25 protein-coding genes are annotated in these 21,790 nt (G+C 61.6%); 17 read left to right on the top strand and 8 right to left on the bottom strand.

What is annotated here, in order from left to right:
* Positions 1-68: 68 nt before the first annotated feature.
* Positions 69-2,198: a molybdopterin oxidoreductase family protein gene (locus D8676_RS25555; RefSeq protein WP_121583924.1), complete on the top strand. Its 2,130-nt coding sequence runs from the start codon at positions 69-71 to the stop codon at positions 2,196-2,198.
* A gap of 14 nt (positions 2,199-2,212) precedes the next feature.
* Here D8676_RS25555 and D8676_RS25550 read toward each other — a convergent pair whose 3' ends face one another.
* From D8676_RS25550 to purM, 5 genes are all read right to left on the bottom strand, one after another.
* Positions 2,213-2,671 carry a DUF1801 domain-containing protein gene (locus tag D8676_RS25550; protein WP_245427165.1) on the bottom strand — a complete coding sequence of 153 codons (459 nt, stop codon included), beginning with the start codon at positions 2,669-2,671 and terminating at the stop codon, positions 2,213-2,215.
* A 109-nt stretch (positions 2,672-2,780) separates the two neighbouring features.
* A complete protein-coding gene (locus tag D8676_RS25545; RefSeq protein WP_147448267.1) occupies positions 2,781-3,074 on the bottom strand; it encodes a hypothetical protein in 294 nt (97 codons plus the stop codon).
* Entirely contained in the window at positions 3,056-3,583 is a 528-nt protein-coding gene (locus D8676_RS25540; protein ID WP_121583921.1) for a hypothetical protein, read from the bottom strand. Before D8676_RS25540 ends, D8676_RS25545 begins: the two co-directional genes overlap by 19 nt.
* A 179-nt stretch (positions 3,584-3,762) precedes the next feature.
* Entirely contained in the window at positions 3,763-4,467 is a 705-nt protein-coding gene (gene purN, locus D8676_RS25535) for a phosphoribosylglycinamide formyltransferase (protein ID WP_121583920.1), read from the bottom strand.
* Positions 4,464-5,522 (bottom strand): phosphoribosylformylglycinamidine cyclo-ligase, encoded by a 1,059-nt coding sequence (gene purM, locus D8676_RS25530; protein WP_121583919.1) that lies wholly within the window; start codon positions 5,520-5,522, stop codon positions 4,464-4,466. The genes purN and purM overlap by 4 nt, the downstream gene beginning before the upstream one ends.
* A 174-nt stretch (positions 5,523-5,696) precedes the next feature.
* On the opposite strand from purM, the gene D8676_RS25525 reads away from it, so the two are divergent.
* The 3 genes from D8676_RS25525 to hdaA are packed head-to-tail and all read left to right on the top strand — an operon-like array spanning position 5,697 to position 8,129.
* Positions 5,697-6,254 carry a CDP-alcohol phosphatidyltransferase family protein gene (locus D8676_RS25525; RefSeq protein WP_121583946.1) on the top strand — a complete coding sequence of 186 codons (558 nt, stop codon included), beginning with the start codon at positions 5,697-5,699 and terminating at the stop codon, positions 6,252-6,254.
* Entirely contained in the window at positions 6,226-7,410 is a 1,185-nt protein-coding gene (locus D8676_RS25520; RefSeq protein ID WP_121583918.1) for an AI-2E family transporter, read from the top strand. Before D8676_RS25525 ends, D8676_RS25520 begins: the two co-directional genes overlap by 29 nt.
* Before the next feature lie 5 nt (positions 7,411-7,415).
* Positions 7,416-8,129: a DnaA regulatory inactivator HdaA gene (gene hdaA, locus D8676_RS25515; RefSeq protein ID WP_121583917.1), complete on the top strand. Its 714-nt coding sequence runs from the start codon at positions 7,416-7,418 to the stop codon at positions 8,127-8,129.
* Positions 8,130-8,234: 105 nt separating this feature from the next.
* Here hdaA and D8676_RS27510 read toward each other — a convergent pair whose 3' ends face one another.
* Positions 8,235-9,080, bottom strand: coding sequence for a hypothetical protein (locus tag D8676_RS27510; RefSeq protein WP_245427163.1), 846 nt, complete (start codon positions 9,078-9,080; stop codon positions 8,235-8,237).
* 538 nt (positions 9,081-9,618) lie between these two features.
* Here D8676_RS27510 and D8676_RS25500 point away from each other — a divergent pair.
* The 9 genes from D8676_RS25500 to D8676_RS25465 all read left to right on the top strand — a co-directional run bounded on the left by D8676_RS25500 (position 9,619) and on the right by D8676_RS25465 (position 16,614).
* Entirely contained in the window at positions 9,619-9,882 is a 264-nt protein-coding gene (locus tag D8676_RS25500) for a hypothetical protein (protein ID WP_147448265.1), read from the top strand.
* The gene (locus D8676_RS25495; protein WP_121583913.1) at positions 9,863-11,734 is read left to right on the top strand and encodes an AAA family ATPase; all 1,872 of its coding nucleotides are present in this window, start codon (positions 9,863-9,865) and stop codon (positions 11,732-11,734) included. The genes D8676_RS25500 and D8676_RS25495 overlap by 20 nt, the downstream gene beginning before the upstream one ends.
* Positions 11,735-12,747: 1,013 nt before the next feature.
* A complete protein-coding gene (locus D8676_RS25490) occupies positions 12,748-13,674 on the top strand; it encodes a hypothetical protein (RefSeq protein ID WP_121583912.1) in 927 nt (308 codons plus the stop codon).
* Between the two features lie 408 nt (positions 13,675-14,082).
* Positions 14,083-14,463 (top strand): hypothetical protein, encoded by a 381-nt coding sequence (locus D8676_RS25485; protein ID WP_121583911.1) that lies wholly within the window; start codon positions 14,083-14,085, stop codon positions 14,461-14,463.
* Positions 14,463-15,098: a hypothetical protein gene (locus D8676_RS25480; RefSeq protein ID WP_121583910.1), complete on the top strand. Its 636-nt coding sequence runs from the start codon at positions 14,463-14,465 to the stop codon at positions 15,096-15,098. Before D8676_RS25485 ends, D8676_RS25480 begins: the two co-directional genes overlap by 1 nt.
* On the top strand, positions 15,088-15,264 hold the full coding sequence (locus D8676_RS27505) for a hypothetical protein (RefSeq protein ID WP_183097249.1): 177 nt from the start codon (positions 15,088-15,090) through the stop codon (positions 15,262-15,264). Before D8676_RS25480 ends, D8676_RS27505 begins: the two co-directional genes overlap by 11 nt.
* Positions 15,257-15,778: an HK97 family phage prohead protease gene (locus tag D8676_RS25475; RefSeq protein ID WP_121583909.1), complete on the top strand. Its 522-nt coding sequence runs from the start codon at positions 15,257-15,259 to the stop codon at positions 15,776-15,778. Before D8676_RS27505 ends, D8676_RS25475 begins: the two co-directional genes overlap by 8 nt.
* 113 nt (positions 15,779-15,891) lie before the next feature.
* Complete coding sequence (locus D8676_RS25470; RefSeq protein ID WP_121583945.1) at positions 15,892-16,248, top strand: P27 family phage terminase small subunit; 357 nt, start codon at positions 15,892-15,894, stop codon at positions 16,246-16,248.
* Positions 16,249-16,614 carry a hypothetical protein gene (locus D8676_RS25465; RefSeq protein WP_121583908.1) on the top strand — a complete coding sequence of 122 codons (366 nt, stop codon included), beginning with the start codon at positions 16,249-16,251 and terminating at the stop codon, positions 16,612-16,614.
* On the opposite strand, the gene D8676_RS25460 is transcribed toward D8676_RS25465, so the two are convergent.
* A complete protein-coding gene (locus D8676_RS25460) occupies positions 16,611-17,534 on the bottom strand; it encodes a hypothetical protein (protein WP_147448264.1) in 924 nt (307 codons plus the stop codon). The genes D8676_RS25465 and D8676_RS25460 overlap by 4 nt on opposite strands.
* Before the next feature lie 99 nt (positions 17,535-17,633).
* Between D8676_RS25460 and D8676_RS27500 the strand changes: the two genes are divergently transcribed.
* The 4 genes from D8676_RS27500 (at position 17,634) to D8676_RS27120 (ending at position 21,433) form a co-directional block, all read left to right on the top strand.
* Positions 17,634-17,834, top strand: a complete 201-nt coding sequence (locus D8676_RS27500; RefSeq protein WP_183097248.1) for a hypothetical protein — start codon at positions 17,634-17,636, stop codon at positions 17,832-17,834.
* The gene (locus D8676_RS25455; RefSeq protein ID WP_183097247.1) at positions 17,824-20,043 is read left to right on the top strand and encodes a tape measure protein; all 2,220 of its coding nucleotides are present in this window, start codon (positions 17,824-17,826) and stop codon (positions 20,041-20,043) included. Before D8676_RS27500 ends, D8676_RS25455 begins: the two co-directional genes overlap by 11 nt.
* Positions 20,044-20,131: 88 nt before the next feature.
* Positions 20,132-20,668: a hypothetical protein gene (locus D8676_RS25450; protein ID WP_121583905.1), complete on the top strand. Its 537-nt coding sequence runs from the start codon at positions 20,132-20,134 to the stop codon at positions 20,666-20,668.
* 3 nt (positions 20,669-20,671) lie between these two features.
* Complete coding sequence (locus D8676_RS27120) at positions 20,672-21,433, top strand: hypothetical protein (RefSeq protein ID WP_147448263.1); 762 nt, start codon at positions 20,672-20,674, stop codon at positions 21,431-21,433.
* A 168-nt stretch (positions 21,434-21,601) separates the two neighbouring features.
* Here D8676_RS27120 and D8676_RS27565 read toward each other — a convergent pair.
* Positions 21,602-21,790: hypothetical protein (locus D8676_RS27565; protein ID WP_210210764.1), on the bottom strand; the 189-nt coding region annotated here is incomplete at its 5' end.

The following is a 21,790-nucleotide window of genomic DNA, read 5'->3' as shown; positions in this document are numbered from 1 at the left end:
GAAGGGCGGTTAGCATCGCGGCCGGGCTGGCCCTACACGTGGCCGGAATTTCCGGTTAAGTTCCGCGGATGAACCAGCACGCCACCGTCAGCCAAGCCAAGCTGAAGATCGGCCATTCGGCCTGTCCGCATGACTGCCCGTCCACATGCGCGCTCGATGTCGAGTTGCTTTCCGACAATCGCATTGGGCGCATCCATGGCGACCGGACGAACAGCTACACGGCCGGCGTCGTCTGCGCCAAGGTCGCGCGTTACGCCGACCGCGTCCACCATCCCGATCGCCTGCTGAAGCCGCTGGTGCGTGCCGGCGGCAAGGGGGAGGGCAACTGGAAGGAGGCGAGCTGGGAAGCCGCGCTCGACCTGGTGGCCGAAAAATTCATCGCAGCGGAAGAAAAGCTCGGAAGCGAAACCGTCTGGCCCTATTTCTACGCCGGCACGATGGGGCTTGTGCAGCGCGACGGCATCGAGCGGCTGCGCCATGCGAAAAAATACTCGGGCTTCTTCGGCTCGATCTGCACCAATCTCGCCTGGACCGGCTGGTACATGGGGGCAGGGGCGCTGCACGGCTCCGACCCTCGGGAGATGGCGAAGTCGGATTGCGTGGTGATCTGGGGCACCAACGCCGTCGCCACCCAGGTCAATGTGATGACCCACGCCGTGCGCGCCAGGAAGGAGCGCGGCGCGAAGATCGTCGTCATCGACATCTACGACAATGCGACGATGAAGCAGGCCGACATCGGGCTGATCGTGAAGCCCGGCACGGACGGCGCGCTCGCCTGCGCGGTCATGCATGTGTTGTTCCGGGACGGCATGGCCGACCGCGCCTATCTGGAGAAATACACGGACGATCCGAAGGGGCTGGAGGCGCATCTTGCGACCAGGACTCCCGAATGGGCTGCTGCCATAACCGGACTGCCGGTTGAGGAAATCGAGGCCTTCGCCCGCCTCGTCGGCACCACGAAGCGCACCTTCTTCCGGCTCGGCTACGGCTTCGCGCGCCAGCGCAACGGTTCGGTCAACATGCACGCCGCGCTGTCCATCGCGGCGGTCGCCGGCTGCTGGCAATACGAGGGCGGCGGCGCCTTCCACTCCAATTCCGGCATCTTCAAGCTGGACAAGGGCCTGCTCGAAGGGACCAGGCTGCGCGATCCCAATGTCCGCTATCTCGATCATTCGCGCATCGGACCGGTGCTGGTGAATGCGCCGGACGCGCTTTATGGCGGCCCGCCGGTGACGGCGATGCTGATCCAGAACACCAACCCGGCGAATGTGGCGCCGGAGCAGCGGCTGGTGAGAGAAGGGTTCCTGCGCGACGACCTCTTCACCTGCGTGCATGAGCAGTTCATGACCGACACGGCCAAGGTCGCCGACGTCGTCCTGCCGGCAACCATGTTCCTCGAACATGACGACATCTACCGGGGCGGTGGCAACCAGCATATCAATCTCGGGCCCAAGCTCATCGAGCCGCCGGAGGGCCCCCGCACCAACCATTTCGTCATCGAGGAACTGGCGAAGCGCCTTGGCGTCTCGCATCTGCCAGGCTTCGGCATGACCGAACGCGAGCATATCGACGTCATGCTCGGCAAGCGCGGGCTCGGCGACTTCGCGTCGCTGAAGGAACAGAAATGGCTGGACATGCAGCCGGATTTCGAGACCGCGCATTTCCTCAAGGGTTTTGGGCATCCGGACGGAAAATTCCGCTTCAAGCCGCAATGGGTCGGCGGTGCGGCGCCGAACAAGCCGCCCAGGAACATGGGCGTCGCTTTCGGCCCCTATGACCGGTTGCCCGAGTTTCCCGACCATGTCGACCTGATCGAGGTGGCGGACGAGGAGCATCCGTTCCGGCTGGCGACCTCGCCAGCGCGCAGCTTCCTCAACTCGAGCTTCGCCGAGACGCCGATGTCGAAGGCGCGCGAAATCCGGCCGACATTGCTCGTGCATCCCAACGATGCGGATCGTCTGGGGCTCGCCGACGGCGACCGCGTCGAGATCGGCAACAAGCGCGGCGAAGTCGTGCTGCACGCAAAGCTCTTCGACGGGCTGCGGCAGGGTGTGGTGATCGCCGAAGGCATCTGGCCGAACGATGCCCATGAGCGGGGTGAAGGGATCAACGTGCTCACCGGCGCGGACGCGCCTGCGCCCTACGGCGGCGCTGCCGTCCACGACAACAAGGTCTGGGTGAGGCGCCCTGCCGGGTAAGGCGCGGGACGCTGCTAGCGTTTCCGCACATGATAGGTAAGCGCAAGCCCGATGCAGTGCTTCAGCGCTTCGGCATCCCGCGTGTCGCCGGACTTGAAGAGCAGGGCGCGGGTGCCTTCGTAGGTGAAGACATCAGGATAGATTTCGGCAAACTGCCGGGTCAGGTCTGTGTTGCAATTGACGAAGAGGGCGTAGTCATGGGCAGCGGACTTCGGCACACCTAGCCTGATTGTGCTGCCGCTGCCGGTCTCGGCGGTCAGGTAGGCGGGCTGCCCCCACTTCAACGTTTCTTCGATGCGTCCGACCGCCGGGTTCGCGGCAGCCACGTCAAAGATCGTCGAGCGCAGGGCCAGCAGGTCCTCGCGCGCCCCGGCGGGCAAGGCATCGAATGCTTTTCCGACGTCGGACGCTGCGAATTGAGGCAGGATCACGTGGCGTTGTCCTGTTGAGATTTGGACGATGCGGGACCGCACCGTTTCCTGTCAACGTGCCTGCACAAAGCTCCTGACAGCCTGCGTTCAGGGGTGATGCGCACCAGCGCCTCGAAGTCGGGCAAGGCGGCCCGCCGATCGTTAGGGCGGATCACGTCTGCGGTTGCGGCTCGTCCTCTACGGCTTCTGGCGGTTTTACGACTTCGGCCGGATCCTGCTGGGCTTTCTGTTTGTCGTCTTCGGATTGGACCTTCTGGCAGGTTTTGTTTTCCACGCAGTCAGCCGACGTTTCCGTCTCAACGTCCGTCTCGATTTCCGGGGTGTCGCCCGGTTCGGCAGCACTAGCCTGCGCCCATGCAGACGATGCCGACAAAGCAACGAAACCGATCAAATACAGAGATCTGACGATAGGCATTGCCGCCTGCCTCAGCAGTTGCTTCTGCAAGCAGAGGCGTTTCGGCTTTGAACGAGGCCAGTATAAGTATCGACGACTTCGTCGGTGCACGAGCCGGATTGGTTGATGACCCGAAGAAGCATTCTCTGATCGAGGAAGCGCTGGCACATCACGAACGATGCCTGGGCCACGACCATGGCTGGCTCGCCGTCCCCCGCATAAGCGTTCAGAGTGAACAGGTCCGCCAGAATCGCCCGGGAGGAGAGCCTTTCCAAATCCACCCAGTAATAACGTCCATTGCTGTCGGGAGGTATGACCTGAACGACAATATCGCCGGACTTACAAATAGTGGCGTCGACCTTAATATTCTTGGGCGTCACGAAGAATCGTTCAGGGGCATTGGCGCAGCTTAAGTTTCTTTGCCAAAGCTCACTCTGCCTTTTGTACGCTTCAAGCTGATCGGCGGGAACATCTTCCCGCCAGGCTTCTGCATACCTCAACCATTGGGGAGCCGCAGTGATCAGGGCGACGAGGAAAACCAGCAAGGCAGTAAAGAGCAACCATGACCACCGACGTTGCGGGGTGGCGGGTTGGGAGTCCCCGGAAGGCTCTTCTCGCGCGAAAGCCATGGAGCAGCCTATCTTAGCTAGGGCTAATCCTAGCAAAGAACAGACAAGGTGTCGATCACAAAGGTACTGTCACAATAATCGGGTGAGGAAATGCGGAAAGCATAGGTCCGCTATGGCGTTATTCTGGCAAGCTCCTCAAGATCCAGAACATCCGCTACTGGATTTGGCGCCAGAAGTGTTTGCGCGCGCATCTCCGTCAATTCGGAAAATCTGGTAGCTCCGTTAACCATCGAAGCCTTGCCGTCGGCAACCAGCCGTAACGCAAGCGGATAGAGTTCGTGCTCGGCCTTGAGCACCCGCGCTGCGAGTTCGGCCTCGCTGTCGCCGGTCAGCACGGGTACTGCGGCTTGCGCGATGATCGGGCCGCCATCCGTCTCCGCCGTCACGAAATGCACCGTGCAGCCGTGGATACGCAAGCCGGCCTCAAGGGCGCGGCGATGCGTATCCAGCCCCTTGAAGTTGGGCAGGAGCGAGGGATGGATGTTGATGAGGCGGCCTGCCCAGGATTCGACGAATCTTGCTGTCAGCAGCCGCATATAGCCGGCGAGGCAGACGATGTCGGCGCCGAGCACCTGAAGCGCCGCATCGATCGCGTCTTCGTGCGCGTCCTTGCTTGGATAGTCGCCGCGCGGGATCGCCGCCGTGCCGATCCCCCTGTCGGCCGCGAAGACCAGACCGGGCGCATCGGGAACGTCGGATATCACGCCGACGATCTCGGCCGGATAGGATGAATCCTCGGCGGCCTCGATCAGTTTCGCCATGTTGGTTCCGCGGCCCGAGATCAGGATCGCGACCCTTTTGCGTGTCCCGGTCATAGCGCGATCGAGCCTCTATAAATGACGCCGGCGTCGCGGCGCGGAACGATGCGGCCGATGGGCGTCACCGTCTCGCCGGCCTCCTGAAGAACGGCCGCGACCTGCGCCGCCTGACCCGAGGCGACCGCCAGCACCATACCGATGCCGCAGTTGAAGGTGCGCATCATCTCGTTGGCCGCGACGCCGCCGGTCTTTGCCAGCCACGAGAAGACGGGCGGCACTTCGATGGCGTCGAGATCGATCTCGGCTGAAAAATCCTTCGGCAGGACGCGCGGAATATTCTCCGGGAAACCGCCGCCGGTGATGTGCGCCAGCGCCTTGATGCCGTGCGTGCCGCGTATGGCGCCGAGCAGCGGCTTCACATAGATGCGGGTCGGCTCAAGCAGCGCCTCGGCAAGAGTTTGCCCATCGGCGAAGGGCGCGGCGTCGGCCCAGCCGAGCCCGGATGCCGAGACGATGCGGCGGACCAGCGAGAATCCATTCGAATGCAGGCCGGAAGAGGCGAGGCCGAGCAGCACGTCGCCCTCGACGATGTCGTCGGTCGGCAGGAGCTGGCCGCGCTCGGCCGCACCGACCGCGAAACCCGCGAGATCGTAGTCGTTGCCTTGATACATGCCGGGCATTTCGGCCGTCTCGCCGCCGACAAGTGCGCAGCCCGCCCGGCGGCAGCCTTCGGCGATGCCGCCGACGATCGCCGCGCCCTGGTCGGGGTCGAGCTTGCCGGTGGCGAAATAGTCGAGGAAGAACAGCGGTTCGGCGCCTTGCACGACGATGTCGTTGACGCACATGGCGACGAGGTCGATGCCGATCGTGTCGTGCTTGCCGGAATCGATGGCGATCTTGAGCTTGGTGCCGACGCCGTCATTGGCGGCGACCAGGACGGGATCGGAGAAGCCGGCGGCCTTGAGGTCGAACAGTCCGCCGAAGCCGCCGATCTCGCCGTCGGCGCCGGGCCGCCGCGTGGAGCGCACGGCCGGCTTGATCTTCTCGACCATGAGGTTGCCGGCATCTATATCGACGCCGGCCTCGGCATAGGTGAGCCCGTTCTTCGTCATCGCTCCATCCTGCGCGGCTGTCGTTTGGGCTCTTCGCATGAACGGGTTCCGCCCGCAAGCAGCCGCACCTGCCTCTGCCCTGCAAACGGCGACCGGGGCACATCAATACCGTGCATCTTGCCGGATGCGATCCGCCCGACCATCTATCGCGAACAAGAATGGAGAAGCCGCAGCGTGACCGCCGCCAACATGATCACGATCCTGCGTTTGATGCTGGTGCCGGTGGTCGTCTACTGCATGCTCACCATGCAATGGCACCTGGCCTTCGCCGGCTTCCTCGTCGCCGGCGTCTCGGATGCCGTCGACGGCTTTGTTGCCCGTCGGTTCAACCAGCGCTCCAAGCTCGGCGGCTATCTCGACCCGATGGCCGACAAGCTGCTGCTGGTCAGCGTCTTCGTCGTCCTGGGCTTCATGGACAAGCTGCCGCTCTGGCTGGTCATCACCATGGTGAGCCGTGACGCGCTGATCGTCTGCGCGGTGCTGTTGTCGAGCGTCATGGCTATTCCGGTGGAAATAAAGCCGCTGATGGTTTCCAAGGCCAACACGGCCGCACAGATCGTGCTCGCCGCCGTCGTTCTAGCCGAACTCGCCTTCACAGCCGATTTCGGGCCGATTCGTCCGGCCCTCATTATCCTGTCGGCCCTCTTGACCGTGGCTTCGGCGGGAGCCTATCTCGTAGCTTGGTCGAGGCACATGAGCAAACATGGCGAAGGCGGACCGGACGCCGGATAACGAAATAGCCGAAGCACTGATTGCCGCAAACTTTCGCCGCCAAATCCGCTTCTGGCTGTTGGCGGCGGCGCTTTTCGGCCTGTTTGTCTATTTGTTCGCTGCGATTCTGCTGCCTTTCGTGGCCGGCATGGCACTTGCGTATTTCCTCGATCCCGTTGCCGACAGGCTGCAGCGGACAGGGCTGTCGCGCACCGCCGCCACGCTGCTGATCCTGCTGGCTTTCGTCGTGGCGCTGGTGATCGCCATGATTGTGCTGATACCGATCCTTGCGACCCAGCTCGCTGATTTCCTTGCCAAGATGCCGGAATATCTGGCCGAGCTGCAGACGCTGATCACCAGCTTCAGCCCGGAATGGCTGGAGCGGCGCTTCGGCCTCGACGCCTCGAGCCTGCGCGAGGGGTTGAGTTCGCTGCTCAACGCCAGCGTCGGTTTCATCACCACGGTTTTCCAGTCGATCTGGAGTTCGGGCGTGGCGCTGTTCAGCATCGCCGGTCTGTTCGTGGTGACGCCGGTGGTCGCCTTCTACATGCTGCTCGACTGGGACCGCATGGTGGCGACCGTGGACAGTTGGGTGCCGCGCGACCATGTGGAGACGGTTCGCGCCATCGCCACCGACATCAATGCGGCGACTGCCGGCTTCGTGCGCGGGCAGGGCACGCTCTGTCTCATCCTGGGCATCATGTATGCCGTCGGGCTGACGCTGACGGGGCTGAATTTCGGCATATTGATCGGGCTCTTCGCCGGGCTGATCAGCTTCATTCCCTATGTCGGCTCGCTGGTCGGCCTGGTGCTCGCCGTCGGCGTCGCCTTCGTGCAGTTCTGGCCGGACTGGATCATGGTCGTGGCGGTCGCCTGCGTATTCTTCATCGGCCAGTTCATCGAGGGCAACATCCTGCAGCCGCGCCTGGTCGGCAAAAGCGTCGGCCTGCATCCGGTCTGGCTGATGTTCGCGCTGTTCGCCTTCGGCGCCCTGTTCGGCTTCGTCGGCTTGCTGATTGCGGTTCCGGCCGCCGCCGCGGTTGCCGTCCTCGTCCGCTTCGCTATCGCCCGCTATCTGGAATCGCCTCTCTATCGGGGACATGCCGACGAGGAGGTCGCCGTCGCGGCAAAACCGAAAGCCGGCCGCGGCCGCAGGCGTCCGGATCAGGACGGTTGAGCGGCATGGCGAACTCCGGAAAGCCGCGGCAGATTCCGCTGGATCTCGGCCACAGGCCGGGTCACTCGCGCGACGAGCTCGTCGTCTCCGACGCCAACCGGCAAGCCGTGGCCCTGATCGATGCCTGGCCGGACTGGCCGGCTACGGTCGTCGTGCTTGCCGGCCCGGCGGGATCGGGAAAATCGCATCTCGCCGCGATTTGGGCAGCGAACGCCAATGCCGTCTTCATCGAGCCCTCCGAAATCGAGGCTTGGGTGGAAGACGCGCCGCTGACGCATCCCGTCGTGATCGACGATGCCGACGTGCAGCTCGATGAAAACGGCCTTTTCCATCTGATCAACGCCGCGCGGGCGGCGGGAACGCACGTCCTGCTCACCTCGCGCCTCTTTCCGTCCGCATGGGGCGTGCGCCTTCCCGACCTCGCGTCGAGGCTCAAGGCGGCGGCGACGGTGGAGATTCTCGAGCCCGACGATCTTCTGCTGGCCGCTGTGATCACCAAGCTCTTCGCCGACAGGCAGGTGGAGGTCGAGCCGCATGTCGTGCAGTTCCTGGTCAGGCGAATCGAGCGGTCGCTGTCCACCGCGATCGACGTCGTGGACCGGCTGGATCGCGCGGCGCTCGAGCAGAAGACGCGCATCACCAGGTCTCTGGCCGCCCACGCCGTGAATGCGCTCGACCTTGGGCAAGCGGAACTGGATCTCGATGGCGGCGGCGACTGACGAGCCGCGTGAGGCTGGTTCTACGTTTCCGGACCGGCCCTGACGCTTCTGCCAAAGAAAAAGCCGGGATAGGCTCCCGGCTTTTCCGCGTTTATTGGCCCATTGTCAGGGCGTTGGCTCTGCGGTTTCGGTGCTGTCGGGCTCGGTCGCCTCGGCGGTTTCCAGGACCGAGCGCATTTCGTCGATCTTGACGTCCAGAACGCCTCTCGCCCAACCGGTTACCTCGTCGTCCACCGGCTTGTTGGCCATGCCTTCAAGCGCTGCCTGGAGCGACGCGTCGTCGGTCCCCTCGGCTGCAGCGTCAGCCTCGGCTTGAGCGGTGGCGGCGTCTTGTGCGGCACTTGCCACCACGCCCTCTTGTTCCGTGATCTGTCCCTGCAGAGCTGCGACTTCCGATGAAGCCTGCTGTTCCTCTTCCGTCATATCGGTAGTCAGAGCGTCGAGCTGCTCGTTAAGCCCGTCCAGCGTGGCCTGTTCGTCGGCGAGCGTCGCATTTGCGTCGGCAAGCGCATCCTGCGCAATTTGGCTTTGGGCCGAGGCCGCCACAAAAGCCTGAATGGCGGCGAATTTCGGGCTCTTGGAATTGATGTAGGCGTTGACGTTCCGCTTCAGCGAGTTCAGCCGGCCAAGCTTGGCGTTGAGGTTGGTCTCTTTTGCAGGCTTCTCTTGCTTTGCTACCGCTGCGACTTGAGATTTCGCCGCGGCCTTGGTCGCCTTTGCGTTCGTCTTGCTGACGCTCGCCTTCGTCTGTCCGGCCGCGGATGCGGACTTGCCGCGCGCGCCACCGTTCCCGGAGGATTTGCCACCCCCGTTGCCTGCGCCCCCACCGCCGCCGCCGCCTTTTCCTCCCCCGTTCCCACCTTTTGCGGCAAGCGCCTGGTCCGAGCCCAAGCCGTCGAGCGTCAGACCAAGGGGTAGGGCGGCCAAGGCAATGCCGCACACCAAGGTCATTACAGCGGTCCTAGTATGACGCATGGAAGAATCCTCCAAATTTTGCAGCGCATAAGCCCTCCCCGGCACACGTAAAATAAACTCTAAGGAATGCGGCAAAATCTTATCGAACGGACCTTTGTCGAAGAGCCCGGGACTTTAGTCCCCCGGTGTTTGTACTTTTGGCTGTATTTCGAGGTCGTGCTCGTCGTGTTGCAGCGCAGATCGAGTCGGGTGGGCCGGGAGAACGCCGACCGGACTTGAGCCACCGGGACTGCGACAGGGCCCGGCCTCGTCGGCCACAACCAATGCGCGGAAACAGGGAATGAGGAGCGTCAGGCTGACAAAAGGTCTAACTCGAGCCAGGGCCGTTTCCGCCCAATATGCTCGGTTGAGAATCTTGGCGATCCCGGCAGGATTGACAGTCGCTATATATTTCAATGGGTTAGACCGCCTAACCTAGCGAAAAGGCAACATAGAATCTCATAGCGTTTTTCCGCTGTTGCCTAACCTAAGTACCCGCCGACGAACGGCGGCTCACCATCCAACATAGGAAAATATGATGCGCATTCGATCAGCGCGGCCGGTGCTTCAAGCACCATCGCCGCGGGGATTTCGCACGCGTGCGAAGTTCAACATCCAAGTGACTGACGATTTGATGATCTGCGACTGCACCCTCGTCGAGGCGCCAGACGGTCGCGTCATCCTGTACGGGCCAGGGCGCGAGGGCAACTCGCTTTCCGTATCGCCTGAGACCCGTCGCGAAATTGTTGAGATGGCGCTGGCCGCCGTGGAGATGAAGCATGCCGCAGCCGCAATATGATTCCAAAAAGCACCCACACCGTGCCGCGTTTTACAAAGTGGACGACTTGGCTGGCTCACTTTGCGGCGATGTCGTGCTGGTGGCAGACCCTGATAATCTCGACGGTCTAAAGCGCGAGGATCTAATCAAGATCGCGCATTGGTCGGACATGGAAGAGGCCGACATCCCGCGCCTCGCCGTACTGACGGACAGCTTCTTCCGCTTCATCGACGAAGGCCAAGACGCCAGCGTCGTCACGCTTTGGCGCGGTGGGACTCCGATTATCCAGCAAATTGACGGCGAGCCTTGCGAGGCGGCTGTCGACCTTGTGATGGATGCCGTTACCGGCTCGTCCGAGCTACGGGAGAAATGGCACGGCCTTCCGCCCCTTGAGGCAGAGATCGAGAAAATCGCTTATCAGAAGGGCCTGCCGTCAAGTAACCGCCCGAAGTGGTTGGAACGCGAGGCGCGGCGTCGGCTAGAGGCTCGCAACATAGACCTGGATGAGCCGGAAGAGCCGATCGCCAGCAATGACAATAAGCCCGACGACGTTCGCCTTCGTGAGATGTTTGGTGCCGGCACGATGGGCTTCGACGGCGACACGCGGCGGCACTTCCTGTCCAACTGTTGGCACGAGGGCAAGCTGGGCGTAGCGGTCATCGGACCTGACGGAAAGCCGCTCTTCACGCCGTATCAGCAACAGCCGCGCCCGCCCATAAAAGCTACGCCATTCACCCTGCGTGATCCGGCTAGCCTGCCGCCCCGCGACTGGCTGTTCGGCAAGCACTACATCCGCCGCTACCTGACATCGACCGTCGGTGCCGGTGGTGGCGGAAAGTCATCACACGCTATTTCCGAGACGCTCGCGATGGTTACAGGGCGGCCTCTGCTCGATCCTGATGGGGCGCGCTCGGCGCCACTGCGGGTCTGGTACGTGAATGCCGAAGATCCCCAGGATGAAATCGACCGTCGCTTTCACGCCGCGGCGAAACATTTTGGCGTGACGGCTGACCAGATTGCCGATCGGCTTTTCACCGACTCCGGCCGCGACCAGGGGTTCGTGATCATGCGCCAGGAAGGGCGCGGCTTTCAGGTTTGTCAGCCGCTCATTGACGAGATGGTGGCGGAAATCACCAGCAGGCAGATCGACGTCGTCATCATCGACCCGCTCATTTCCACTCACGAGGTGCCTGAGAACGATAATGGCGCGATGCAGCGCGTTGCCAAGGCGTGGACGGAAGTTGCCGACCGCGCAAACTGTGGTGTCGAGGTGATCCACCATGTCGTCAAGAATAGCGGAGAGGCGACAGCCGATAGCGCTCGCGGCGGTGGCGCCCTGAAGGACAAGACCCGCGGCATGCGCGTCATCAATGCCATGACGGGTGCCGAGGCGGAGAAAGTCGGCTTGGAGAAACCAGACGGCTATTTCCGCATCGACCACGGCAAGGTCAATCTCGTTGCATCAGGTCGCAGCGCCTGGCGGCATATCGCGTCCGTCCCGCTCGGCAACGGCAAAGGGCTACTCACGGCCGGTGACGAGATCGGTGTCGTCGAACCGTGGCGCTGGCCTTCCGCGGATGCGCTGGCCGAACGTGCTGCAGAAGCGCGTGCCGCAGTGGTGGCCGATGTACCGGAGGAACTGCTGGCAGGGTTGAAGGTGAGGCTGGAGAATGCCGACCACAAAGCTGATCCGAAAGGCAAACCTTGGGCTGGCGATGTCGTCATGGAGTTAGCTGGAGTCACCGACCGCAAAGAAGCGAAGTCGATGCTCGATGCTTGGGTGGCTATGGGAGAATTGAAGGTCGTTGAGCTATACGATGCGACCGCTCGCAAGCCTCGAAACTTCGTGAAACCAGCCGCTGCGCCAACGTAAAAATCGTCGGCGCAAAGGTGTTGGCGCATCGTCGCAAATCACACTGCGCCGACAACCATATCCCTTGTGGATAGGTTGTCGCGCGCATGAGTGAGAGAAAAAATAGTGTTGGCGCAAATGGCCTTCGGCGCAGGGTGTCGGCGCAGCCCCCTTTTTTAGTCGCGCTACGGGCGGCAGCCCCAGCGCAGACAGCAGCCTGATCAGCTTGGATGGGTCAGCAACGCCAGCCTCTTTGCTGCTCGTCGGCGGCGTCTCGGCGATGGGACGTAGAGCGATCGATCAATGGCCGAGCGATGGCGCCACACATATCCGAGCCGAAAAAACCAGCGGATCACCGAAGTGCCTCAAGTGTGCGGAAAACTACCAGGCGCGAAAAAACACGAAATAGCCGAGCACGGAAATCGTAAGAAAAACGGAGGTTCTCATAAAAATATCAAAAGCTACGGGGTTCATGGTGGTCGTCCTTATTATTGTTGTTTTCGACAGCTTTGCACGATAGCACGCCGGAAATATTTTGTCGGGGTAAATAAAATTCTGTCGCGCGTAGACAGAGCGCCCTCGCAGCCCTGTCAGGCTCGGCGAGGGCGCTTCGGAACGGTCCGCGACGAGGCGGGCCGCTCTAGCTAGTGATTGTCGGATTGGGAGGTAGTCTCGGATTAGATGGGGCGGGCGCGCGCAAATTCAAGATGCACCGGGGGCATCCTACTCCTTCCAGGCGTCGACTGCAGGAACGGCGGGGCAGTCGAGCGTTAGCGCTAATACAGATTTTCCCCTCGCGTGCGCGCAACGCGCGCGCGTACGCGTGAGGGGAGTGACGTAACGTAAGGTATAGGAACGTATTAGAAACGCGGGCAGAAACACAGGGTGTGGCTCCGAAGTAACGCCGAGACTATATATTGTGTTCGTTACGAAAAATGACGCAATCCAACCCTATATGTAGTGGCGCTAACCGCACGTCCGAAGCGACGGCGGACTTCCGGCAACGTCCGGCTATCCACCTGGGGAACTCATACATGACCGAAATCATGCTCGCGGTGCGTCCGCACGTATACGTCAATGCGTGTGCGGCGGCCCGTATTGGGATACGCGGAACAGAAGCTTACGAACGAACCGAGCCAGAAATCGTCGCTACCCAACCGGCTCGCCGGACCCCGACAGCGGCCAACGACGACACTCCGATTTTCGACATTGCGCGAGAGATGCCTCGCTTGGTCGATGATCCCGACGACATCGATCCTGTGCAGGCGCCTACGCGCCAGCGGCCTCGCGGTGCGCTATGCTTCCGATACGGCGCGGACGGCCCGACTGTCGACTGGCGGGTGGACGCACAAGCCGGCAGGCTGACGTCCAACCGCTTCAGCGGTCAGGCTGCCAATGACAACCTGGATTGGCCGCTGGCGAAGCTGCTGCGGGCAGAGGGCGCCGACTATCACCTCTCCCTGGCCGAGCGTTACCGCGACCTCTGGAACGCGGCGAACATGCCACATGACCTTGTCGGTCGTGATTTGGCGGACAATGTGTATTTGATGGTCGAGATCGAGGAGGACGAGTCCACGGGCGCTCGCAGGAACAAGGGTGTAAAAAAGGTGGTCGGCAAGAAGGCACGGCTCGACGTTGCCGCCACGCGGGCTGTTGCAGCCGACCCGGATAAGACGAAGCGCAGGTCGAAGCCCATACCCAAGAAGTGGACCGGAGACTGGCCGCTTCTTCATGCGATCGACTGTGGCCGTGAACTTGCTTCCGCGCAGACCGCATTGGGCTGGTTGCGGGAAGCCTTCGAGGCCGCTGTGGTGTTTGGCGCCACGTTGGAGTCGGTCGGCCGAGGGCATGGTGTCGGAAACAAGGCCGGAGCCAAAGGTGCTGGCCGAGCGCTCGTCATGCTGGGGCTTCAATGCGTCGACGAGTTCTGGCGCAAGCCAGCCAGGCGAATGGCCGCCTAGTGGGCATACCCAATTCCTGCCCCCAACGGGGAAAGGGGAGAGAACAGTTTCAGGGCTGGTCCCTGACGCTGGACGCACCCACGGGCAGCATCCAGCGACAATTGCGCGCTTCCCCCAGGTGGCGCGCTTTTCGGAAGGGCAGCGAACGCGCCCGCTCGTCTTTCCATCGCCCGCTCATTGGTCAAGTAGGCCAGGGCGGGCGTTCTCTTTTTGCTTGTCCACCTAAAACTCTTAATCATGAAAGGGGCCACATGGATGGCCAATCCTAATCGCGCCTTTACGTCGCTTGATCGACACCTAGGCTTTCCCAGAACTAGATCCAAAACGACCGCGCGAGGCCTTCAGGAAGGCGTCGCATGGCCACTTGGCGGCCCCGGTGCTGCACCTGAGCTATCGCCGTCGGATGTTATGTCCTTGGTCATCGCCTTGGCGATCGACGGGCCTTTGCATAAGGCCGCCGACGCAGTGCGCACATACCGCGGGCTGACGCCGGGTGGTGCTTCACTCGATGATGCTCCTGTCCACCTGCCGACTGCCGGCGAGTACCTGGACGCGTGGGCGCAGCTTGTCTTGGAGGACGATGCGTCGGTCCTTCGCCGCGACCAGATCGAGGTCGACATGGCGTTTCCCGCCATTGCGATTCACAGCGCCGCGGGAACCAAGCGCTGGCAGCCGGTCGGTTCGCTTCCGAACCACTGGCAATCCACCGGCCATCGCCGCTCCACTACCATCAACGGCGCCGCACTTGTCGACGCTCTCAAGGAACTGTTTCCGAAGGAGAAAAATTGATGGCGATCATGGGACGCCGCGCGGCACGCGCGACCGAGATGACACACCCAGGCCCGGCGAAAGTACCGGGGCGCAAACCGGCGAACGATTTCGTAGTGCCGTCGCCATCCGGCCTGGTACCGGAGCTAGGGAAGCTCGACGCCGCAGAGATCGCTATTAGCGATGCCGTTAGGAACGATCGGGCCGAGTTGAAGGTGCTCGAGCTTGAACTGAAGGCCGATGACAGCCCGGAGCTTCATCCGGAGGTCGCCGCACTTCTCGGCGATGAAACCTCGCCGAAGGCCACCAAGCGCAAAGAAATCCGTGAGCTACGCCACAAAATCGCAGTAGCTGAAGCTGCCGTCATCGAAATCCAAAAGCGCCGCGTTGCGCTCGCTACTGAAGCCGGTCGTGCTGTCACGGCCGCAGTCCGTCCCGAAGCCGAGCGCGTGGTTGGGAATCTCGTAAAGGCGCTGGAACAGGTTGATGCTGCCCACCAAGAGCTTGGCGATCTTCTGCTTGCCGTTGAGGCGGAGGGTGTCTCCACGGGCGGCTTTGGCCCGATCAAGCCGCATTTTCTCGGCGACCATCGCGAGGATCTGCGACGGATCCGGAGCTACATCAAAGAAGTGCGGGAGGCCGGCTATGCAGGCTGAGCATAGGGAATACGCCACCACCGATCTTAAGGGCCGGCGCCGCCCAACCTTGCGTCTCGTCAAACTGCCGGGCGAAAAGCGGCACGTCGAGCGCTCGGAATCGGCGATCTACTTCGCCAGGAAACTGCAAATCGACAAACGCGAGCGCAGGATCCGCAATGGCTGAAACCATCTCGGGCTATGCGATCCAATGGCGCCGGCCCGCAGTTATCGGCGGGCTCTTCGAGGAGTCGTTCGATCGCGGCGCATTCGACAAATCCCTACGGGAACATCCCGACGTCGTCGCACTATGGTCGCACGACTCGGCTCGTCCCCTTGGACGCGTGGCGAACGGAACACTCGCGTTGCGCTCGGACAACATCGGTCTTCACTACATCCTGACGCCGAATGCGGACTCGCCCATGGGGCAGGAGGCGTTGGCTACGGTTGGTCGCGCCGATGTCGGTCAGGTTTCCGTCGGCTTCTCCTCGATGGTTGAAGAGTGGTCGGACACTGACGACATGCCGCGCCGTCTGATTACCGAGGCGCGGCTTCATGAGTTGTCGCTAGTGGTTTGGGGCGCGTATGGCGATGACACCAGCGCTTCCCTGTCGCGCACGGCCGCGCCTGACAACGCCAGCAGCGCCCTGCGCCGGCTGCGTGAGAAGGCGGAGCGGCAGCACCGGCTGCGCGGCATCTGACGGCGAGGGAGGGGTATAAGCAATCCTTCCCACATCGCCCAAGGCGGGAACGGTGCGGGTCCTTCGTACGCATGCGGCATGCCCCGGTTCAAATAAAAATTCAGGAGTCCGGAATGCCGGAAAAGAAAGGCGTTGCGGCGCTTAGGCCGCCTGCGCACCTCGATAAAACCACGGCGAAATGGTTCAAAACGGTGCTTGACGAGTACGAACTGGAGCCACACCACGTCCGGCTGCTCACTCTCGCGGCCGAAGCATGGGACCGGTGCCAGGCGGCCCGTACCATCATCGATAGCGATGGCATGACTTACACCGACCGTTTTGGTCAGCCGAAACCGCGGCCCGAGATCGCCATTGAGCGCGACTCGCGCATCGGCTTCGCGCGCCTCATTCGGGAACTTGCCCTCGACGTCGAGCCGCCGCCAGAATCGCCGCGGATGGCCAGGACGCGAGACTATGGAGCACGACGCTAAATGCCGGTTCGCAAGCGTGTAGATCGCCGTAAGGCTGCGGTGCCGGAATGGGATATCGAGATGGATCTCGAAATCGGTTGGCTATCTGACAAGACCGATGAAGAGATGCGGCAAGCTTGGGAGCGCTATCGCGATTACCTGATGGCTTTGCCGCGGGCGGCAGGATCACGGCCGGTGGCCTGGTGGTGGTTTGAGCGCGACATGAACTCTCCCTCCGGCCGTGATGAAACCGACGCACTCTTTGAGATGGGCGAACTCGATGAGGATGAAATTGCACAGGTTCGCCGCGACTGGGCGAACATGCCACCTTCGTTACAGCCGCGGTGCTTGGCCCTGCGGGCAGCGGAGGGGTTTAGGCTTGCCTAGGCCAAGGCCTCGGCAAGCCTATCCTTCCACCCGCCCGCATGAATGATGCGATCTTGGTGGTGGTTGCCGCTGAGCACCTGCGCCTTCGATAGTTGCGACACTTCTTGCCAGTTGTCGCCGAAGACGTAGATGGCATTATCTCGGCGGATGCTCTCTAGGACGACAGTTCCACTCGAAGCGAATTCATAGGCAAGGTAATCATTGAACCCTCCTTGACCCACAAAAATCCGACTAGGTCCGTGCCCGCGGATAGTCTCGGCCCTGTCCATAATCACCGCTATGGTGTTGTCGGAGGCTCGGCGTAGCACCTGACCGATGTTTTCTCGAAGCTGCGGCCATGGATATTGGCCTGGCGGCAACAGCTTCCAATTTACGCTTTGTGTCTGCGGCGGCTGATATAGGTGGATATCTTCGGTGATTAGGTCGCAAACACCGAAAGCCTCAAGATGAAGATTGATGATGTGCTTAATTGCCTCGTGATTGGCTGCGGTAGCCACTATGGTTGGCGACGCAATTAGCTTGCGGTTCGCCACCGTGACCACTTGAAATTCTATGGATGGCGGATCGATCAACTCTCTTGGATAGCAGTCACGGTTTACGTCACGAAAGTCCTCGTGCTCCTCGTATTGGTTCCGACCAATCCACTGTCTCCATTTCCATTTGACCGTGCGAATGTACCGAGACTCTTTTGGCTGATCTCGATGCACAAGCCATTTGCCTTCGCTGTTGAATCTGGAAATAGGTCCGACGATTGAAGGGAGTATTTTGGTCCCATTCGCTGAGTTATTGGATAAGCCTACTCGCGTCAAAGTCGCCGCCGGGAGCCCCGTAACATCGGTAACTATGCGGATCTCCGTCCCATTTGGAATTTCAGCAAGATAGTGATCGATATTTATAATTCGGCGTTGTTCTATACGCATTGATCCCTCCCGTCCCAAAGTAGATCATCGCTTAAATCTCGAAAGAAGGAAAGCCGGCGATGCTTTCCTCACCGGACAACCCCTCACAGGAAATCTACCATGGACAACTTACAACGCTGCTTGCTGGCAGCGAGTGCACTTGCGCGCCATCTTGAAGGCCGCGGTACCACCACCGATGAACTCTCAGACGCCTTCCTTGCTGAAGCCATCGGCGCCAGCAACGCAGTCCGCGGCCGACTGGCTACCGCAGAGCGCCTGCGCTTCCTGGCTGATTATCTGGAGGCTTCCATTGAGCACTGACATGCAGCGGCTCGTCGTCGCGCTCGAGGCCAAGATCGACAAGTTCGACAAAGCCCTCGCGAGAGCGAACGGAACAGCCAACAAACGCGCGAAGGCCATTGAGTCGCGCTTCGTTCGAATGAACAAACTGGCGAGCACGTCGTTCGCCGCGCTTGGCACTAAGATCGCCGGAGCTTTCGCTGTTGCGGGCGGCATCCGCGGCGCACAACAGTTGCTGGACACCTCCACGCGCATTCTGAATGCGCTGAGGGTGACAGGCCTTGAGGGTGTCGAACTAAAGAAGGTTTACGACCGTCTTTTCGACAGCGCGCAAAAGAACGCTGTGCCGCTTGAGGACATGGTCACTTTGTATAGCCGCGCCAGCATGGCCGCGGAGAATCTTGGCGCGAGCCAGGCTGATCTTGAGAAGTTCACCAACAACGTTGGCGTTGCGCTTCGCGTGTCCGGTAAGTCCGCCACAGAGGCGTCCGGTGCGCTGCTGCAGTTGAGTCAGTTGCTTGGCGGCAACGTCGTGCAGGCGCAGGAATATAACAGCCTTATCGACGGCGCGTACCCATTGCTGCAGGCTGTTGCGGCCGGCCTTGAGGAGGCTGGCGGCGACGTCGGCAAGCTCACTCAGCTTGTGAAGGCAGGCAAGGTTCCGACCAAAGCATTCTTTGATGCCTTCCAAGCCGGCTCTGTGGTTCTGGAGGAAAAGGTCGCGTCGTCGACGCTGACTGTGTCGGCCGGTTTCACCAAGATTTACAACTCACTTGTCGACGCAGTCGGCAAGATCGATGAGGGTACGGATTCATCCAAGAAGCTTGCCAATGCGCTCGACCAGATCGCAAAGGCCATCAATTCGATTGACCTTGGATTTGTTGAGGACGAACTGGCCGGCATAGCCAGCAAGATCAACAAAACGATCGAGGATTGGAACCGGTGGGTTAAGGCGTATCTGGCTGTCAAGGAAGCTCTGGCCAACGGTGACCTGGTTGGCGCCGCTGATGCTGCTGGAGATTTCTTCCTCGATACGACGACTGCCGAGCAGAAGGTTGATGTCCTGCAGCGCGAGGTCGAACTTCTGCAAGCTGCGATCGAGCGGAACGTCGAACTCAGTGCGGATAACACAGAGGCCCTCGCTCGGCTCGCCGAGGTGCAGGCGGCGATCAACGCCATCAACGCCTCCGCGGGATCCGGCAATGACGCAGACGTGCGCAACGCCATCAACGGCATGGTTCCGTTCAACCCGCTTTCTCCTGTGTCGACGCCAGCGAAACCTGTGAGCCTGAAGAACTACAAACTCGACGGCGACGACAAAGACAAGAAGTCCCGCCGCAATGAATGGGAGCGCGAGACTGCGCAGATCAAGGAGCGCACTGCGGCGATACAGGCTGAGACGGCCGCAATGGCTGGCCTTAATCCGCTGATCAACGACTACGGCTTCGCGCTTGAGAAGGCGAGAGCGGTAGCCGAACTAGAGAATGCCGCGCTTGCCGCCAAGGTGGAGCTTACCCCGCAGGTAAGGGCGTCGATCGATAGCCTGGCGACGTCATATGCGCAGGCGACGGTGGATGCCGAGCGGCTCGCGGAAAGCCAAGACTTAATCCGCGAGCGCGCGCAGGACATGGCCGATCTCGGAAAGGATGTTTTTGGTGGATTTATCTCGGATTTGCGCAACGGCACGAGTGCCGCGGAGGCGCTGAATAATGCGCTGGGCCGCATCGCCGACACTTTGATCAACAACGTGCTCGATGCGCTGTTCCAAATCAATGGTGCGGGTGGCAGCGGTATATTTGGAGCATTGATTTCGGGCGCCTTTGGCGCTGGTGCCTTTCCGGCTGCTCCAGGCGGTGGTCTGTACGACTCGGGCGGCTACACGGGCCCCGGCCCGCGCAAGAAGGCGGCTGGCATCGTCCATAAGGGCGAGGTGGTTTTCAGCCAGGACGACGTACGACGCCATGGGGGAGTCGGCGCTGTTGAGGCTATGCGGTTGCGTGGCTACTCCGCGGGCGGCCCTGTAGGTATGCCTAGCGTTCCGTCTCCCGGTAGGCGTGCTGCCAACGACAACAACGCCGGCATCGCCGACATTCGCGTTTGGGTCGACCAGGATGGCAACTGGCAAGCTGCCGTCGATCGGCGTGCGCGCGCTCAGGCGCAGCAAGTCACAGCGAATGGGCTGAAGGCCTACGATAAGGGCAAACAACGCCAGCAGATGACAAGCGGCTAGGCGCCTCCATCCACCACTGCAGCACCAACCCTCTGCCGCTCAGGGCGGAGGGTCACTTCGCTTATTCAAAATCAAGAGGGAACATCAAATGACGATACGCACGCGCGCGCAGCTAAACGCTGACGCCGATACCTACATTAATGACAACACGACGGGCGACGTCACTCCGGCCAAGGTTCGTCAGCGCATCAAGGACCTGGCGGATAGTGCGCTGCTGGCTAGCGATCTAACGGCCGCCACGGGCAAGACGACGCCTGTGGACGCGGACACGCTGCCGATCAACGATAGCGCGGCATCGAACGTCCTGAAGAAGGTGACGTGGGCCAATATCAAGGCCACGTTGAAGACCTATTTCGACACGATATATCAGCCGGTTGCCGCAAAGCTCACGACACTTGCCGGGCAGACATGGGCGGCCGATCGGTTCACGTACTACACCTCGTCTTCTGCGGCTGCGATTGGCACGATAACCGCTGCGGGCCGCGCTCTGATCGACGACGCTGACGCAGCCGCTCAGCGGACTACGTTGGGCATCGGATCCATGGCTACACGCGCCGTGACGATCTCGACCAGCGATCCGTCTGGGGGCGCCGATGGTGATGTCCACCTCAAATACACGGCTTGAACCATGAGCATCGGAGTAAAAGTCTCGGGCGCATGGAAAGACGCCACGCCTTACGTGAAAGTTGGCGGAGTTTGGAAGCCTGTTTCGCAGGCCTATGTGAAGGTTTCGGGGGTCTGGGAGGAGTTGTTGAACAGTTTCGATCCGTCTGGATCGCAATCGTTCACGACGCCGGGCGCTGACAGCTTCGTCGTCCCGAACTATTCAACGTCGCTTATCATCGACCTGTACGGGGGTGGCGGCGGCGCTGGCGGCGCGGCGACGTCGGGTGCTGGCAACGGCGGCGCGGGTGGCGCATCGACTTGCACGGGCGGGCTATCGGCCGGCGGCGGCTCTGGCGGTACAGGTTCGAATAGCGGTTCGGCCGCGGGTGGTTCGGGCGGCACGGCGTCTGGCGGTGACACAAACACCAATGGTGAAGCTGGAAACGCAGATGGCAACGGGCATGGTGGCGATTGCCCCGGCCCGAACGGCGGTGACGGCGCGTTGCCGCCTCCCACGAACAGTGGCAACGGTTTCAGCAACAACGGATTGACCGGCAATGCACCGGGCGGCGGAGGCTCGGGCGGTATCCTGTCCGGCTCAAGAACTGGTGGTGGCGGCGGTTCCGGCGCTTATGTCCGCAAGACCTACACCGTTGGGCAGCTAACTCCCGGCGCAATCCTGACGTTGAACATTGGCGCTGCGGGCACCTCTGGCTCCTCTGGCGGTGGTGGGCGAACCGGCGGCGCGGGCGCTCGCGGGCAGATCGATATCAGTTGGACCTGATCGGCCCGGCCTCTCCCAACTGGCGGGTGGCTGGCTCATCCTAAGCCGGAGATTGTTGGACGCGAGTATAGGCGGCCCGGCCGCTCCGGCGTTGTGGGCGCAGGGTTGTGAAGCAGCCGGGCCTGTGAGCCGAGAGCCCCCAGCCCACTCCATAAGCATGGTCTAATTTCAATGCGCGTCCAGTGCATACCCGTTTATTTGCTGACGCGAGATCGGCGATCCGACAAGCCCGGAAATCACTTCCGGCCGGTCGACAAGTTGCCGCGATCGCCAGACGCATTGGCTGGTGATGAGGAGCAGAAGAAGCGCCAGGCCGGCGAGGACCCGCATCACCGTGCCAGCGAAAAATCGAATTAG

The organism is Mesorhizobium sp. YM1C-6-2 (assembly GCF_003666685.1).
In the GTDB taxonomy this organism is placed as follows: domain Bacteria; phylum Pseudomonadota; class Alphaproteobacteria; order Rhizobiales; family Rhizobiaceae; genus Mesorhizobium_K.
The sequence above is the reverse complement of the archived record's forward strand: the minus strand, read 5'-3'. Positions and strand labels throughout refer to the sequence as shown.

Coding starts and splice junctions, on each gene's coding strand:
- D8676_RS25460 (WP_147448264.1), bottom strand. CDS start 17,534: ATGCGTATAGAACAACGCCGAATTATAAATATCGATCACTATCTTGCT.
- D8676_RS27510 (WP_245427163.1), bottom strand. CDS start 9,080: ATGACCTTGGTGTGCGGCATTGCCTTGGCCGCCCTACCCCTTGGTCTG.
- D8676_RS25475 (WP_121583909.1), top strand. CDS start 15,257: ATGGCTGAAACCATCTCGGGCTATGCGATCCAATGGCGCCGGCCCGCA.
- D8676_RS25450 (WP_121583905.1), top strand. CDS start 20,132: ATGACGATACGCACGCGCGCGCAGCTAAACGCTGACGCCGATACCTAC.
- D8676_RS27505 (WP_183097249.1), top strand. CDS start 15,088: ATGCAGGCTGAGCATAGGGAATACGCCACCACCGATCTTAAGGGCCGG.
- D8676_RS27500 (WP_183097248.1), top strand. CDS start 17,634: ATGGACAACTTACAACGCTGCTTGCTGGCAGCGAGTGCACTTGCGCGC.
- purN (WP_121583920.1), bottom strand. CDS start 4,467: ATGACCGGGACACGCAAAAGGGTCGCGATCCTGATCTCGGGCCGCGGA.
- D8676_RS25520 (WP_121583918.1), top strand. CDS start 6,226: ATGGCGAAGGCGGACCGGACGCCGGATAACGAAATAGCCGAAGCACTG.
- hdaA (WP_121583917.1), top strand. CDS start 7,416: ATGGCGAACTCCGGAAAGCCGCGGCAGATTCCGCTGGATCTCGGCCAC.
- D8676_RS25465 (WP_121583908.1), top strand. CDS start 16,249: ATGCCGGTTCGCAAGCGTGTAGATCGCCGTAAGGCTGCGGTGCCGGAA.
- D8676_RS25490 (WP_121583912.1), top strand. CDS start 12,748: ATGACCGAAATCATGCTCGCGGTGCGTCCGCACGTATACGTCAATGCG.
- D8676_RS25480 (WP_121583910.1), top strand. CDS start 14,463: ATGGCGATCATGGGACGCCGCGCGGCACGCGCGACCGAGATGACACAC.
- D8676_RS25485 (WP_121583911.1), top strand. CDS start 14,083: ATGTCCTTGGTCATCGCCTTGGCGATCGACGGGCCTTTGCATAAGGCC.
- D8676_RS25500 (WP_147448265.1), top strand. CDS start 9,619: ATGATGCGCATTCGATCAGCGCGGCCGGTGCTTCAAGCACCATCGCCG.
- D8676_RS25470 (WP_121583945.1), top strand. CDS start 15,892: ATGCCGGAAAAGAAAGGCGTTGCGGCGCTTAGGCCGCCTGCGCACCTC.
- D8676_RS27120 (WP_147448263.1), top strand. CDS start 20,672: ATGAGCATCGGAGTAAAAGTCTCGGGCGCATGGAAAGACGCCACGCCT.
- D8676_RS25495 (WP_121583913.1), top strand. CDS start 9,863: ATGCCGCAGCCGCAATATGATTCCAAAAAGCACCCACACCGTGCCGCG.
- purM (WP_121583919.1), bottom strand. CDS start 5,522: ATGACGAAGAACGGGCTCACCTATGCCGAGGCCGGCGTCGATATAGAT.
- D8676_RS25555 (WP_121583924.1), top strand. CDS start 69: ATGAACCAGCACGCCACCGTCAGCCAAGCCAAGCTGAAGATCGGCCAT.